The organism is Rhodococcus indonesiensis (assembly GCF_047782815.1).
Lineage (GTDB): Bacteria > Actinomycetota > Actinomycetes > Mycobacteriales > Mycobacteriaceae > Rhodococcus > Rhodococcus indonesiensis.
In genome coordinates, this window is the sequence record NZ_CP180630.1 from 484,571 (window position 1) to 498,395 (window position 13,825).

Annotated in this window: 15 protein-coding genes and 1 pseudogene; 7 read left to right on the forward strand and 9 right to left on the reverse strand. The window is 68.9% G+C overall.

Going from position 1 to position 13,825, the window contains the following annotated elements:
* Window positions 1-13: 13 nt before the first annotated feature.
* Window positions 14-904: a 4-hydroxyphenyl-beta-ketoacyl-CoA hydrolase gene (gene couO, locus ACM26Y_RS02270; protein ID WP_003935345.1), complete on the reverse strand. Its 891-nt coding sequence runs from the start codon at window positions 902-904 to the stop codon at window positions 14-16.
* On the reverse strand, window positions 901-1,812 hold the full coding sequence (couN, locus tag ACM26Y_RS02275) for a 4-hydroxyphenyl-beta-hydroxyacyl-CoA dehydrogenase (RefSeq protein ID WP_416062542.1): 912 nt from the start codon (window positions 1,810-1,812) through the stop codon (window positions 901-903). The genes couO and couN overlap by 4 nt, the downstream gene beginning before the upstream one ends.
* Window positions 1,813-1,927: 115 nt before the next feature.
* Between couN and ACM26Y_RS02280 the strand changes: the two genes are divergently transcribed.
* Window positions 1,928-2,377, forward strand: coding sequence for a MarR family winged helix-turn-helix transcriptional regulator (locus tag ACM26Y_RS02280; protein WP_416062543.1), 450 nt, complete (start codon window positions 1,928-1,930; stop codon window positions 2,375-2,377).
* A 399-nt stretch (window positions 2,378-2,776) separates the two neighbouring features.
* Here the strand turns inward: ACM26Y_RS02280 and ACM26Y_RS02285 are convergent, their stop codons facing one another.
* The 3 genes and pseudogenes from ACM26Y_RS02285 to ACM26Y_RS02295 all read right to left on the reverse strand — a co-directional run.
* Window positions 2,777-3,046, reverse strand: a complete 270-nt coding sequence (locus ACM26Y_RS02285) for a hypothetical protein (protein WP_416062544.1) — start codon at window positions 3,044-3,046, stop codon at window positions 2,777-2,779.
* A gap of 53 nt (window positions 3,047-3,099) precedes the next feature.
* Window positions 3,100-3,993 carry an AMP-binding protein gene (locus ACM26Y_RS02290; protein WP_416062545.1) on the reverse strand — a complete coding sequence of 298 codons (894 nt, stop codon included), beginning with the start codon at window positions 3,991-3,993 and terminating at the stop codon, window positions 3,100-3,102.
* Between the two features lie 41 nt (window positions 3,994-4,034).
* Window positions 4,035-4,484, reverse strand: a pseudogene (locus ACM26Y_RS02295) (AMP-binding protein); the annotation flags it as partial.
* A gap of 166 nt (window positions 4,485-4,650) precedes the next feature.
* Between ACM26Y_RS02295 and ACM26Y_RS02300 the strand changes: the two are divergent.
* Window positions 4,651-5,016 (forward strand): HNH endonuclease, encoded by a 366-nt coding sequence (locus tag ACM26Y_RS02300; protein ID WP_416062546.1) that lies wholly within the window; start codon window positions 4,651-4,653, stop codon window positions 5,014-5,016.
* 42 nt (window positions 5,017-5,058) lie between these two features.
* Here the strand turns inward: ACM26Y_RS02300 and ACM26Y_RS02305 are convergent, their stop codons facing one another.
* Window positions 5,059-5,673: a TetR/AcrR family transcriptional regulator gene (locus ACM26Y_RS02305; RefSeq protein WP_416062547.1), complete on the reverse strand. Its 615-nt coding sequence runs from the start codon at window positions 5,671-5,673 to the stop codon at window positions 5,059-5,061.
* A gap of 65 nt (window positions 5,674-5,738) precedes the next feature.
* On the opposite strand from ACM26Y_RS02305, the gene ACM26Y_RS02310 reads away from it, so the two are divergent.
* The 3 genes from ACM26Y_RS02310 (at window position 5,739) to ACM26Y_RS02320 (ending at window position 8,144) form a co-directional block, all read left to right on the forward strand.
* Window positions 5,739-6,980, forward strand: a complete 1,242-nt coding sequence (locus ACM26Y_RS02310; RefSeq protein WP_416062548.1) for an oxygenase MpaB family protein — start codon at window positions 5,739-5,741, stop codon at window positions 6,978-6,980.
* Between the two features lie 127 nt (window positions 6,981-7,107).
* On the forward strand, window positions 7,108-7,656 hold the full coding sequence (locus ACM26Y_RS02315) for a GNAT family N-acetyltransferase (protein WP_244213217.1): 549 nt from the start codon (window positions 7,108-7,110) through the stop codon (window positions 7,654-7,656).
* An 80-nt stretch (window positions 7,657-7,736) separates the two neighbouring features.
* Window positions 7,737-8,144 carry a hypothetical protein gene (locus ACM26Y_RS02320; protein WP_289377593.1) on the forward strand — a complete coding sequence of 136 codons (408 nt, stop codon included), beginning with the start codon at window positions 7,737-7,739 and terminating at the stop codon, window positions 8,142-8,144.
* 13 nt (window positions 8,145-8,157) lie between these two features.
* On the opposite strand, the gene ACM26Y_RS02325 is transcribed toward ACM26Y_RS02320, so the two are convergent.
* Window positions 8,158-8,838, reverse strand: coding sequence for an NUDIX hydrolase (locus ACM26Y_RS02325; RefSeq protein WP_003935335.1), 681 nt, complete (start codon window positions 8,836-8,838; stop codon window positions 8,158-8,160).
* Between the two features lie 67 nt (window positions 8,839-8,905).
* On the opposite strand from ACM26Y_RS02325, the gene ACM26Y_RS02330 reads away from it, so the two are divergent.
* Complete coding sequence (locus ACM26Y_RS02330) at window positions 8,906-9,904, forward strand: ADP-ribosylglycohydrolase family protein (protein WP_416062549.1); 999 nt, start codon at window positions 8,906-8,908, stop codon at window positions 9,902-9,904.
* Window positions 9,901-10,410, forward strand: coding sequence for an O-acetyl-ADP-ribose deacetylase (locus tag ACM26Y_RS02335; protein WP_003935333.1), 510 nt, complete (start codon window positions 9,901-9,903; stop codon window positions 10,408-10,410). Before ACM26Y_RS02330 ends, ACM26Y_RS02335 begins: the two co-directional genes overlap by 4 nt.
* A gap of 84 nt (window positions 10,411-10,494) precedes the next feature.
* Here the strand turns inward: ACM26Y_RS02335 and ACM26Y_RS02340 are convergent, their stop codons facing one another.
* Window positions 10,495-12,927, reverse strand: a complete 2,433-nt coding sequence (locus ACM26Y_RS02340; RefSeq protein WP_003935332.1) for a glycoside hydrolase family 65 protein — start codon at window positions 12,925-12,927, stop codon at window positions 10,495-10,497.
* A gap of 37 nt (window positions 12,928-12,964) precedes the next feature.
* Entirely contained in the window at window positions 12,965-13,777 is an 813-nt protein-coding gene (gene otsB / locus ACM26Y_RS02345; RefSeq protein WP_003935331.1) for a trehalose-phosphatase, read from the reverse strand.
* Window positions 13,778-13,825: the final 48 nt, after the last annotated feature.

Genomic DNA, 13,825 nt, shown 5'->3' on the forward strand with positions numbered 1-13,825 from the left:
GGGCCTCCTGTGCTCAGCGCTTGATGCCGAGAACGCGCAGTGCGTTCTGCTTGAAGATCATCGGGGCGATCTCGGGTTTGATGTCGAGAGTGGCGAAATCGTTGCGCCATCGATCCACTTGGATGACGGGGAAGTCGGAGCCGAACAGCACCTTGTGGCGCAGCATCGTGTTGGCGGCCTTGACCAGTTGCGGCGGGAAGTACTTCGGGGACCAGCCGGAGAGGTCGATGTAGACGTTGGCCTTGTGGGTGGCGATGGAGATCTGCGCGTCGACCCACGGTACCGCGGGGTGGGCCATGACGATGGTCAGGTCGGGGAAGTCGGCGGCGACGTCGTCGAGCAGCATGGGGTCGGAGTAGCGCAGCTTGATGCCGTGCCCGCCGGGCAGCCCGGCGCCGATACCGGTCTGGCCGGTGTGGAACAGGGCGGGCACGCCGGCCTCGACGAGAGCCTCGTAGAGGGGGTAGAACTGCCGGTCGTTCGGCTCGAAGCCCTGCATGCTGGGGTGGAACTTGAAGCCTTTGACGCCGTACTCGTCGATCAGGCGGCGCGCCCGTTTCACAGCGGCCTTGCCCTGCAGCGGGTCGACGGAGCCGAAGGGGATGAGCACGTCGTTGTGGGTGGCGGCGAGCTCGGCGATCTCCTCGACCGAGTTGGGGGCGTGACCCGTGGCGGACTGGGCATCGACGGTGAACACGACGGCGGCCATGTTGCGTTGCCGGTAGTGCTCGGCGATGGAGTCGATGGTGGGGGTGCGTTCCTCGCCGGACTTGAAGTACTTCTCCGAGGCCGCCATCAGCTCGTCGTCCATGGAGCGGTGTCCGCAGCCGTCGATCTCGACGTGGGTGTGGATGTCGATCGCCTCGATCGCCTCGAAGTCGATCCCGTATTCGTAGCGGCTCACTTGGCGAGCACCTCCTCGGGGAATTCCTCGCCGACGGACTCGACGCGGTCGGCGAACACGATGGGCCACTGCGCGGCCACGTCGTCGGCGGAGAAGCCGCTGTCGTGGAAGGCGGTGGCGGTCAGCTGCGGGTGCGACCACAGCGCCAGGCGGTCGCCGCCGACGGAGAACGCCTGCCCGGTGATGTCGGCGGCGTCGTCGGAGGCGAGGAAGGCGATCAGGCCGGCGACGTCCTGCGGGGTGCCCATGCCGACCTCGCGGCGGATCACCGCGGGTAGCTCACCGGTCTGCTTCATCTGCTCGATGTAGGGCGCGAAGATCGGCACGGTCTCGGTCATCGCGGTGACGGCGACGGGGCACACGGCGTTGGCGGTGATCCCGGCGCGCTGCAGTTCCATCGCCCAGGTGCGGACCATCCCGACCACGGCGGCCTTGGCGCCGGAGTAGTTGGTCTGCCCGAAGTTGCCGCGCTGCCCGGCCGGGGAACCGATGGCGATGATGCGGCCGCCGTCGCCCTGCTCACGGAAGCGCAGCACGGCCTCGCGCACGCACGTGAACGTGCCGCGCAGGTGCACGTCGATCACGGCGTCGAAGTCGTCGTCGGTCATCTTCCACAGCACCTTGTCGCGCAGGATGCCGGCGTTGGTCACCATCACGTCGAGGCGGCCGAAGTGCTCGACCGCGGCGGCGACGAGCTGCTTCGCCGTCTCGGTCGGCCCGACCGGGGCGACGACGGCGACGGCGCGTCCACCCGCGGCGGTGATCGTCGCGACGGCGGCATCGGCGGTGCCCTGGTCGACGTCGTTGATCACGACCGCGGCGCCGTGACGTGCCAGCTCGGTGGCGTAGGCAAGGCCGAGGCCCTGTCCGCTACCGGTGACGACGGCGACTTTGTTGCTGAGGTCCACGAGATCCTCCGTTGCTCGAACCGATGTACTCCCAATCACATGGGAACATCTACTATTGAAAATGTCAACGATTGAGGAACTGATACCCTGAGGGTCGAGACGAAAGGCTGCCGGAATGGAACGTCGACGCGTCCTCGAGGACGACCTGGGATTTCTGCTGACGCGTGCCAGTGCGATGGTGGTGCGATCGGTGAACGAGGCCCTCGCCCCACTCGGGCTGCGGGTGCGCCCCTATACGGTGCTCTCCCTCGCATGCGACGAACCTGCCGGTGTGGCGCAGCGCCGCATCGCCGCGGACATGGGGCTCGACCCCAGTCAGATCGTCGCGATCGTCGACGAACTCGAGAGCCGGAATCTCGTCGCCCGTACTGCTGATCCGGGAGACCGGCGCAACAAGCTCGTCGTCGCCACCGACGAGGGCCGAAAGCTCTGCGACGAGGCGCGCCGACTCAGCGAGGAGGTGTCGGCGCGGCATTTCGCCGGAGCCGACCCGGCACTGCTCGACGAAATGCGAAAGGTGCTGGGCCGCATGGTATTTCCTGAGTCGGTGGACGCCGTCCGGTGACTGCCCGCTCGTCGCCGAGCGCGGACGGGGCGTCCGGGGTATGGAGGTGTCGACCCATCGAGGGTCGGCGGGATATCAGCAGCCTGACGAGCTGGCTGAGGTGCGGACCGGCGTGCGCTCCAGCCGTCTCGGCGTCGTGGGGCAGACCGGCCTCGGCGCAGTCGAGCCGAAATCGGCGGAGCATGTCCACGCTGCCGTCGGAACACACCAGGGAGTAGCCGGCCTCGAGCAGTCGGAGGGTGCCGAAACCGGTGCCGACGGCACAGTCGAGAACCGGACCGTTCAGGCCGACGGTGTCGAACGCAGCGACGGACTGAGCCACGAAACGGTCCTCGTCGGCACACACGCGCAGGTAGGTGTCGATGATCTCGGCCGGATGCTCGACGACGGAAGTAGTGGTCACAGGCCCTCCGTCGCGACGAGGTGCTCGACGAGGCGGCGCAGTTGCCCGCGGTCGATCTTGCTGTTGTGCCGCGGGTCGGTCGGTAGCGCGGTGGACAGGTGCACCGGGGTGGGCCGGGGCAAGTGCAGTCGCTGGGCGAGGGCGGCCATGGTGTCGAGGTCGACGGCGCGGGGATCCTCGTCGTGGGGAAAGACGTAGAACAGGCGGTCGAGATCCTCGAGATGCACCACTGCGCTGAGCAGGAACCCGGTGACCATGTTCCACATCTGTTCGAGCGCATCGGGATGGATCGGGCCGTGTCGGGAGTCGACGACGTCCTTTACACGACACAGGTACCACACCAGGCCCGACGGATCGATATGTCGTCGCGGTGGAAGTAGGTGGTGCTCACCCGAGCGCCGGAAACGACGATCTCTCCGGTCCGGTCGGCAGGGAGGCCGTCGAGCGCTACGTCGAAGTACGGCCCCTCGAGCTGCGGTTCGACGACAGCGACGTCCATGTCCGCGGCCGGCCGTCCGAGCGGGGTGCCCTTGCCCGTCCAGGTTCCGAGCTTCGAACGGTATACGTGCTCGTCGGCGCCGATCAGGGTGATCGGCATCAACGCTTCAGTGCTCGCATGCGGCACCACGACCTCGGCCGGGGCGAGCCTGTCCTGCATGCGTTCGACCAGCCGGGCACCGATGGCCGAACCCGCGGTGGCCACCCGCCGCAACGCCGGGGCGGGCAGGTGATGCTGATCCGTATAGGTGATCAGGCGATGCCACACCAGTGGCGAAGCGAACAGGTAGTCGCTGCTCGAGCCGGCCAGCTGCTGGTAGAGCGCAGCGACGTCGAGACGGGCGGGTTGAACGGTGGCCAGGTCCGGCAACACCACGCGTCGGCCCATGGCCACGGCCACCAGCGCCAGGTGCGGAAACAGGCAGAACTCGGAGGAGATCTCGTCACTGCGGTAGTAGCGCATCTGCGAGGCGAGTTCGCGCGAGGTCCACGGCACACCCTTGGGGATGCCCGTGGTTCCGCTGGTGTAGAGCAACAACACGGTATCGGCGATGTCCCACTGCCTTTCGCCCCGACTCGGGTCGGGCAGAACCGTACCGAGGTGATCGATGTCGAAGCCGGCACTCGTCGGGGCACAGACGATGCCGTCGTAGAGATCCACTCCGGGACAAGGCAGCTCGGAGACCCACACAGGAGCTTCGAGGCGGTCAGGCACGCGGCCAGCGTGTCCGCGGTCTGGTTGGGGTCGAGGAACGCGGGGACTGCTCCCACCAGGAATGCGCCGTAGCAGTACGCGATCAGCTCGACCCCCAGCGGCAGCGTCACCACCACGTTGTCGCCTGGCCGTACACCCAACTGGTGCAGGTGCGTCCCTGCGGACTCGGCCGCGTGCTGGATGCCGGAAAACGAGTGCTGCGACGACGAGCGCAGATCGGTCACCGCGATCCGATCGGGGCACTCGAAGCATGAAGTGGCCAGCCCGTCCAGAAGTGCATTTCCGGACGTGACGACGATGTGGCGAGAATGCATGACCCCCCTCGATGGAACCGAAATTGCATGAGGGCGTGATGCAAGGAGGAAAACTGCGCGTGAAGCCGTCCAGATCCCGAACTGTCGTTCGGACCCCTCGAATGTCGTATCCCCCCGGAACCCCACCCGCGCAAGATGGTACGGCGGGGGGAACGTGAATGCCTGCCGGATGAACATGATCTCCGACACGGAGATTCCGGCGGCCGAGCTACGTCGAAGTTGTCTCGGGGCCACTTCTGCAAGTGCCTGTAATCCCTGAGCGAACGGGACGACAACGCTCGGCCCCGCATCGCAGTCCGCAGGGGCACTGGCGCTCGGGGAGCGACTCGGTCAGGATCGACAGGTGGACCGCGCCGCCAGACTCACGCTCGCCGTCGAACGACAGGACGGTTGCTGCCTGTGGTGTGGCCGGCGGTTCGGACCGTTGATTCCGCCGACCACCGAACATCTCGTGCCACGAGTCAAGGGCGGTCCCAGCATCGCGGCCAACGAGGCCGCCGCGTGTCGGCGATGCAACGCCGACCGCGGTCACCGGGGTCCGGTCGAGTGGCTCGCCGAGTGCCGGAACCGGCACGGCTGGGCCCCGCAGGCGAGCCTGCTCGCGACGCTCCTGAACGCGCTGGACCTCGAACTCGACAGCGTGGGTGGACATCGCCGCGCCAAGCGATACCTGGCCGGCCAGCTGCGACGCTGCCGGAGCAGCTGCTGAGGCGTGCGGGGTGGGTCGTCGCGGAACGATGGAGGCGAGGAGTCAGACCAGGATCTCCCTGAGGTAGGCGGTGATCATGGCTGTCAGCTGGTCCGCGACCACGTCCGGCTCGATCGGTGGCTGATCGAGCACATAACCGACCGCGACGTTCTCGACGGTGCGGACGAGCATCCACGCGATGGCATCGGGATGCTCGATCCGGCGCCGGCCGGGGTTGAAGCGCAGCCACATCGCCAGCAGCGCGTCGATGCGGTGTTCGAACGCGACCAGCCGGCTGTCCGGCGTGCGGGGGAGTTGCTCGACGAGCACGCGCAGCAGTCGGGGGTTCTCGCCGAGCGCCTCGAGCAACACCCGCATGTTGGTCCGCACCGATTCGGTCCAGGTGGGGGCGTCGAGCGCGTCGGTGAACACGTGCGAAATGCGAGTCTGCACCTCCTCGGTCCACCGGTCGACGACTTCGGCCACGATGGCGTCCTTGCCGGGGAAGTACTGGTACAGCGAGCCGGGGCTGATGCCGGCCGCGGCGGCGATCCGGTTGGTGGAGGCGCCCTCGTATCCCTGGGTGAGCAGGACTTCCCGGCCGGCGGTCACGATGCGCTCGACCATCGCCTGGGAGCGGCGTTGTTGCGGCACCCGGCGCAGCCGATTCTGCTCCACCGGCCTCATCTGGGCCGCCCGAACGCGAATTGAACGCGAGTATTTGCTCGTGTCAGCATCGCCTCATGGTGGCACACGAGATTCGGCAGGACCCGCAGGCGGCCCGCTACCCGCGCCGGTACGCCGGCATCCGGCCCAGGAACCAGCGCATCGGACGCCCCCTGCGCGCCTACGCGCGGATCGACGCCGTCGACGAGGAACTGCTCGACCGGATCGGCCGGCGGATGTTCGCCCGCGACGAGGTGGGCGCCGATCTGGTGCATGCGATGCGCCGCCCCCGGACGGACGCCGAGCGGGTGAGCATGGCGCAATTCCATCGGGCGCTCGAGCACGGCATCGACGCGGTGCCGGATGCGCCGGAGGCTCTGCGGCGGTTCTTCGCCGTGGTCGACGACCTTCCGGAGTGGGTGGACTTCGATCTGGTGGAGAAGGGCGCCCGGGCCTTCCGCAGGATGGGCCGCAGCCGCATCGACGTGCTGCTCCAGTTGTCGCTCATCGGTGGCTACCGGTTCGGCGGGCCGCCGGATCTGCTCGTCGAGACCGGGGGCCTGACCGGCTCGACCGCGATGCGGCGCCTCGGTGAAACGCAGAAGTGGGGAACCGCGGTCGGCGAGCCGGGCGGGATGCGCAGGAATGGTGAGGGATTCAAGCTCACCGTGCACGTGCGCGCGATGCATGCGCTGATCAACCACCAGTTCGAGACCAACGGCCGATGGGACGTCGAACGCTGGGGTCTGCCGATCAACCAGACCGACCAGGCGGCAACTCTCGGGCTGTTCAACGGCACGCTGCTGCTCGGCATGCGGGCACTCGGGTACTTCGTCACTCGTGAGGAGTCCCGGGCGGTGATGCACCTGTGGAAGTACGTCGGATGGCTCATGGGCATCGACGAGGACTGGCTGTTCGACACCGAACGCGAGCAGCACGTGTTCAACTACCACGTGCTGCTGGTGCAGGACGACGTCACGCCCGCGGGTGCCGCGTTGTCCGGAGCCCTCGTGGAGGGCCAGCGCACCCTCGACTACGGGAGGTTCGGCGACGTGCGCGGCCGGTACGAGCGGCAGCGCCTGCTGAGCATGCTCCGGTACTTCCTCGGGACGCAGAGCCTGCGGGAGCTGGATCTGCCCGTCGCCTCGGCTTGGGCCGTTCCTGCCGTGCTGGTCAAGAACGTCGTCGCCTCCACGGTGATCGCCCGCACGCGCACCGGCAGGCGGTTCCTCGAACGGGCCGGCGACCGGGCCGCCCGGCGTGAACTCGCCTCGAAGTTCGGGGCATCGAGGCCCGCCGTCGGCGCGCTGCCCGGCTGAGCGGTCCGTCCGCTCGGCAGCCGGGACGGTCGCGTCGCCGCTGTCGGCTAGGCTTGTTCCGGCAAGCCGGACCGCCCGTTCTCCGCTGAAGCGGGCGGCGGTCGTCGAGAAATTCGGGTGAAAGACGTTGACGGACTCTGGGGAACTGAGCATCGCGCCGCTGGTGCGCTCGACCGACGGTAGTGACGACACCGCCAAGGTGGTCGCCGACCTCGTCAATGCCGTCTATGCCGTCGCCGAGGACGGCATGTGGCCGGAGGGGGCCACCCGGACGTCGGCGACCGAGATCGCCCAATGTGCCGGTGCCGGTCAGCTCTTCGTCGCATCGTTCGGCGACCGGATCGTGGGCTGCGTGAAGGTGGTGCAACTCGATGCCCGCGTCGCCGAGTTCGGGATGCTCGCCGCCGACCCGGAGGTGCGGGGCGCAGGCATCGGCAGTGCCCTCGTGCGGTTCGCCGAGTCCCACGCGGCGCGGCTCGGGAACGAGATCATGCAGCTGGAGATCATCCAGCCCAGAGACTTCGAGCACCCGTCGAAGGTGTTCCTGTCGCAGTGGTATCCGCGAATGGGATACGTGCCGGTGCGGACGGAGGGCCCCGAGGTCATGTACCCAGAACTGGTTCCGCTGCTCGCCGTTCCGTGCGACGTCGTCGTCTACCACAAGCGGCTCGGCTGACCGGTCCGTCTCCGCGTGGCGCCCGCCGCGGGCGACGGCGACGTGCTTCCATGGTCGGACGAGTACCGCGAGGAGGCGAGATGACGAGCAACCGTATCGGCCGCCGTACCCGGCGAGCGGGAGCGACGCTGCTGCTGACGGCCGCCGCAGTCTTCGGCGCATCCGGCCCGGCGACGGCCCAGGACGAGTGGCCCGAGATTCCGTCCTATCCGACACCGATGGTGCCCTACGAGACCAAGGACTTCCTGACCCCTGCGGACCTCGACTACTGGAATCCGCTGGTGAACCGGAATCGGCTCACGTCACCGTTCGGCACCGGCACCCGGATCGTCTGCGTCGGGTTCCACGGCGTGACCACCGACTGCTGGCAAGCGGATGGAAACGGTCAGCCGCACAAGCTGATCCGATTGCCCGCCAACCTCCCGAACGTCACCGGTTCGAGTCTGCCGGGCGGCGGACCCGGGCACTTCGTCTACCCGATCCTGTGAACCCGCGGGCGCCTCAGCCGGTGAACAACACCGCCGCCTGAGCCGGCAACCGGGCGCCGTCCTTGCGGCGGAACAGTTCCGCCGGCCGGCCGGTGCCCGGACTCGACATGCGCCCGGTGCTGTCGAGAGCGTCGACGACGTGGCGGCGGAACGAGTCCTTCTGCAGCGGAAGGCCGAATACCACCTCGTACAGCCGCCGCAATTCGAGGACGGTGAACTCGTCGCCGAGCAGCCCGTCGGGATCGACCCGCTGCGCGTAGCGTGCCCGCAGATCCGCGACGGCCGCGGCCACCATCTCGGAATGATCGAAAGCCAGCGGCTGCCCGGCCTTTCCGTCGCGCACGCCCACGAGGAGGGCGCGGGGCGGGAGGTCCTCGCGGGGCACCGCCGCGGCATGGGCGATGGAGATCACCCATCCGCGCGGGTCCCGGTCGGGGGCGTCGAACGCACCGATCTGGTGGAATCGGATGCCGGTGAGGTTCGTCTTGTCGCGCAGTACGCGCCGGGCGGCGTCGGCGAGCCGTTCGCGTTCGCGGAGAAATGTGCCGGGCAGGGCGAGGAGGCCGTGGCCGTGCTCGACGGCCAGCACCCGGAGTTCGCCGTCGGAACAGGTCAGCACAGCGACGTCCACCGCGGCCGACGGGTGCGGATAGTCGGCCAGCGTCCGGCCGGTCTCGTCCGTCCACTCGTTCACGGTTGCACCTTAGCGCTGATATGATCTAAATCGATAGCGCAAATTTGATCGAAAGGCGGGGTGGGCGATGACATTGACGACACGACAGTGCGATCGGGCGGTGGGGGTGCTGCTGGCGACGGCGGCCGGGGACGCCCTCGGCGCCGGCTACGAGTTCACGCACCCCGCCGCAGACGCCGAGATCGACATGGTCGGCGGCGGCGTGTTCGGGTGGGAACCGGGGGAGTGGACCGACGACACGGCGATGGCCGTCGCCGTCGCCGAGGTCGCGGCTACGGGCGTCGACCTCGCCGGCGCCGCCGGCCTCGACGCGGTGGCGGCGCAGTTCGTGCGGTGGTTCGACTCGCACCCGAAGGACATCGGCAACCAGACCCGCGCCGTGCTTTCGCACCGCCCCGCGGGGGGCGCCGCGATGCAGGCCCGTGCCCGCGCCGTCCCCGGCCGCAAGGGCGGCAACGGCGCTCTCATGCGCACCGCCCCCGTCGCCCTGTCCTGTCTCGGCGCGGGCGGTGCGGACGCTGCGCTCGTCGCCGCGGGGCAGGTGGCTTTGCTGACCCATGACGACCCGCAGGCGGTCCAGGCCTGCCGGCTGTGGACGTACGCGATCCGCCACGCCGTCCTGCACGGCACCTTCGACGGTGTCCGCGGGTACCTGCAGGTCTGCCCCGCCGACGTCGCCGGCTACTGGGGTCCGTTGCTCGACCGGGCCGAGCGCGGCTCGCCCGACGACTTCGCGAACAACGGATGGACCGTCCACGCCCTGCAGACCGCGTGGTGGGCGATCAGCACGACCGACGATTCCGACCCCGGGCACCTGCAGCGCGCACTCGAGGCCGCGGTCCGCGCCGGTGGTGACACCGACACCACCGCGGCCATAGCGGGCGGACTGCTCGGCGCTCGCTGGGGCGCCTCGGCGGTCCCGGATCGTTGGCGGCGCATCCTGCACGGCTGGCCCGGGCACACCGCGCACGACCTGACCCGGCTGGCCACGGCGGCCGCCCGGAAGGGATACGGTCGTCCCGCCGCCGTCCCCGCTCGTCCCACTACGTTCCAGGAGCAGTCGTGACCCTCATCGACGTCGTCCACGGCGACATCACCGCCCAGCACGTCGACGCGATCGTCAACGCCGCCAAGTCCTCACTCCTCGGAGGCGGCGGCGTCGACGGCGCCATCCACCACGCCGGCGGTCCGGAGATCCTCGCCGCCTGCAAGGCCCTGCGCGCGACGACCCTGCCCAACGGCCTGGACGTGGGTGCGGCGGTAGCCACCACCGCCGGAAAGCTCCCGGCGCGCTGGGTGATCCACACCGTCGGACCGGTCTACTCGCCCCACGAGGACCGCTCGCACCTGCTGCGGTCGGCCTACACCCGCAGTCTCGCCGTAGCCGACACCGTCGGCGCCCGCACCGTCGCGTTCCCGCTCATCTCCGCCGGTGCCTACGGCTGGCCGAAGGAGGACGCGATCCGGCAGGCGGTCACGGCCCTGACCTCCGCCCGGACCGCCGTCGAGATCGTCACGCTCGTCGCGTTCGACCGGAGCGTCGCCGAACTGATGCGCCGCACGTTGCCCTAGGACGCCGTCGCCGGTGACCGAATGTCACATGCCGTCGGTTGGATCGACCGCGTGTGACATTCGGCCGCAACGGTTGTGCGGTGCTCAGGGCATCGACGGTTCCTGCGAGGGGAGGGTGAACACACAACTTTCGCCGGCGCCGAGTTCGCAGATCTGGCCGTCGAGACCCACCCGGACGGGTCCGTGGAACCCCTCGGACTGGGCGAGCACCGTCAGTTCGCCGCCCACGATGCGCACCCGTAGCGGGGTGCCGCGGAACCGGATCGAGAAGGACACGCCGTCGAGCCGGTCCACGAGCCGGGGACGGAACAGCAGCACACCGTTGTAGACCCGGGCGCCGACGAAGCTGCTCTGCAGCAGGTCCAGCGTGCCGGACATGACGCCCATGTGGATGCCCTCCTTGGTGGTTCCACCTTGGATGTCACTGACGTCGCTCTCGAGCGCCAGCATGAAGCGCTCCCACGAGCTGGGCGGATGGATGTCGGCAAGTACTCCGGCGAAGGTGACGTGGCTGAGCGTCGACCCGTGCGAGGTCCGCTGGTCGTAGTACTCGATGGTGCGACGGGCCAGCTCCTGGTCGTACGGGTAGCCCAGCCGCTCGAACGTCGCGTGCAGTTCGTCGTCGTCGAGCAGGAAGAACAACATGACCGTGTCGGCCTGCTTGGCCATCTTGAACCGGTTCGGATCCTCGCCCTCCGCCCGGAGGATGCGATCGAGCCGCTGGATGTTGGGGTATGCGGCGCGGTAGTGCTCCCAGTCGAGTTCCTCGAGTTCGTCGTAGCCCTCGAACTGGCTGACGACGCCCTCGTGGAAGGGCACGAACATCCGTCGGCTCATGTCGTCCCACGTGCGCAGCTCCTCGTCGGTGACCGCGAGCTGGGCGAGCAGGGCGCGCCGTCGGCTGGCCGAGAGCGAGTCGAGCACCGCCGGGACCGTCGCCATGATCCAGGCCACCATGACGTTGGTGTAGGCGTTGTTGCGCAGGCCCGCCTCGGCCGCGCCGGGGTGGCGTTCGTGGAACTCGTCCGGCCCCATCACGCCGTGGATTTCGTACCGTTCGCGCTCGGGGTTGTAGTGGGTCGCCGACGCCCAGAACCGGGCGATCTCGAGCATGAGCTCGGCGCCGTAGTCGGCCAGGAACTCCGTGTCGTCGGTCGCCTGCAGGAAGCGCCACACGTTGTAGAAGATCGCCGCGTTGACGTGCCGCTGATTCCGGCTGAGGTCTGGATCCCACTGTCCGGAAAGGGGATTGAGATGGACGGCCTGGGTCTCCTCGGTGCCGTCGCTGCCGCTCTGCCAGGGGAACATCGCGCCCCGGTACCCGGCTTCCTCGGCCGCGGCCTGGGCCTCGGACAGCCGGCGGTACCGGTAGAGCAGCAGGCTCCGGGTCACCTCCGGCATCCGCAGGTTCAGGAACGGCTGGATGTACATCTCGTCCCAGAACACGTGCCCCCGGTACGCCTCTCCGTTGAGGCCGCGCGCCGGCACGCCGACGTCGTGCCGCGCCGTGTGCCGGGAACAGACCTGCAGCACGTGCGCGACGTGCAGCCGCAGCAGGAGGTCGGCCCGGGGTTCGCTGGGCAGCCGGACGTCGCAGATGTCCCACAACTCGTCCCACGCCGCTTCGTGCTCGGCATACGCGGGGGCGAAGTCCGGGTACCGCAGCACGTGCCGGCCGGACGCGGCCAGCGCCTCGGTGATCGCATTGTCCCGGGAGGTGAACAGCGACACCATCTTCTCCACGCGCGTCGGCCGGCCCTGCTCGACGTCGAAGGAGAGCACCTGCTGGATGTAGTCCTCCATCTGGTACAGCGAGCGGTCGACCTCCAGGGGGCCGTCGTCGTAGCCCTCTCCGCGGAAGACCCGGGTGCGTGCGGCCTCGGCGATGTAGATGTCGGACTGCCGGGTCTGTACGCGCAGTGCGATGGTCTCGTTGCCGAAGGTGCGCGGGGACACCGGATCCAGGTGGCGGCCCTCGAGCTGCCGGTAGCGGGCGACGATCTGGTTCGTGACGCGGCCGTCCAGTGCCGAGACCACCTCCACCGCACCGGACCAGTTCTCCGGCACGAGCGTCCACTCGATCCCGGCCTGATGGCTCTGCGCCATGCTCACGAAGCGACGGCTCCGCAGGGTGGTCTCCCGCCCGAACCGGTCCCGGAATCGCAGCTCGCGCTTCACCGTGGCGAGCCGGATGTCGTAGGTGTGCCGATAGGACAGCACGTCGACGTCGTCGAGCCGGACGGCGTCCCCGCCTTCGATACGAAGCTTGAGGACCAGCCAGTTCGAGACGTTGACCAGGTCCTCGTTCAGCACCGGGCGTCCGCCCATGATGGTGGTCTCGCGGTTGTAGATCCCGTGCACGTAGGTGCCGGGGTAGTGGATGGGACTCATGTCCTCCCACTCGGCGGTGCCGCGCGTGCAGAAGTAACCGTTCCCGGTGGAGGTCAGCGCCTCCCGCAGTCCCTCCGACGCGCTGTCGAACCGGTCGTAGTCGAGTCCGAACTTCGGGTCCTGCACGACGTCCCCCTGGATGTCCCTGGGCGTGGTCCCCCGATCACCGCGCCAGTGTGGTCAAGAAGCGCTCCACCTCGTCGACGGAGGCGAGTGCGAACTCGGCGGCCGTGTTCCGGCCCGCCATCTCCGGATCGTCCGGCCGGCCCACGAGGATGCCGATCCCCCGGCCGCGCAACGCCCGGAAGGCGTCCTCGTCGGTGATGTCGTCGCCCAGGTACACCGGGACCGTGTCGGCGGAGTCGAGGCCGAGAACGTCGACGAGGTACAGCACCGCCCGGCCCTTGTCCCAGTCGATGGCGGGTGCGAGTTCGTACACCATCTTCCCCGGGGTGACCTTCAGTTCGCCGTGATGGTCGGTGAGCAGCGTCTGCACGATCGCCTCGATCCGGTTTCGGTCCGCGGGGTCGACGAGCCGGTAGTGCACCGCGACCGACGCGCGCTTCGGCTCCACCAACGCACCCGGGATCGTCTCGGTCTCGGTGCGGAGCCGCTCGGTCACCGCGGCGACGAGGTCCGCGAACCGGGCCACGCGGTCGTCGGAGACGGAGCCGCGCTGCGGAGTCCAGATGTCGAAGCCGTGGCTGCCGGCCACCACCAGGTCGTCGACGCCCATCAGCTGCTGCACCACTGCCCGGTCCCGGCCGGTCACGACGCACACCGGACACCGTGATGCGAGGTCGCGGACGACGGTACGCATGCCGTCCGAGATCGCGGCGTCCTCGGGCCGCGACACGATCGGAGTGAGCACTCCGTCGTAGTCCAGGAACACCGCCGGCCGGCACGCCGCCAGCCGGCGGGTCAGGTCTTCGTTCCCCAGCGCGCGAGGCAGGTCGCGGACCGAAGTTTCCTCCATTGTCGGAGCACCCCCTGTGGCACGGCGGACGCCGCGCGTGCGGCGCGG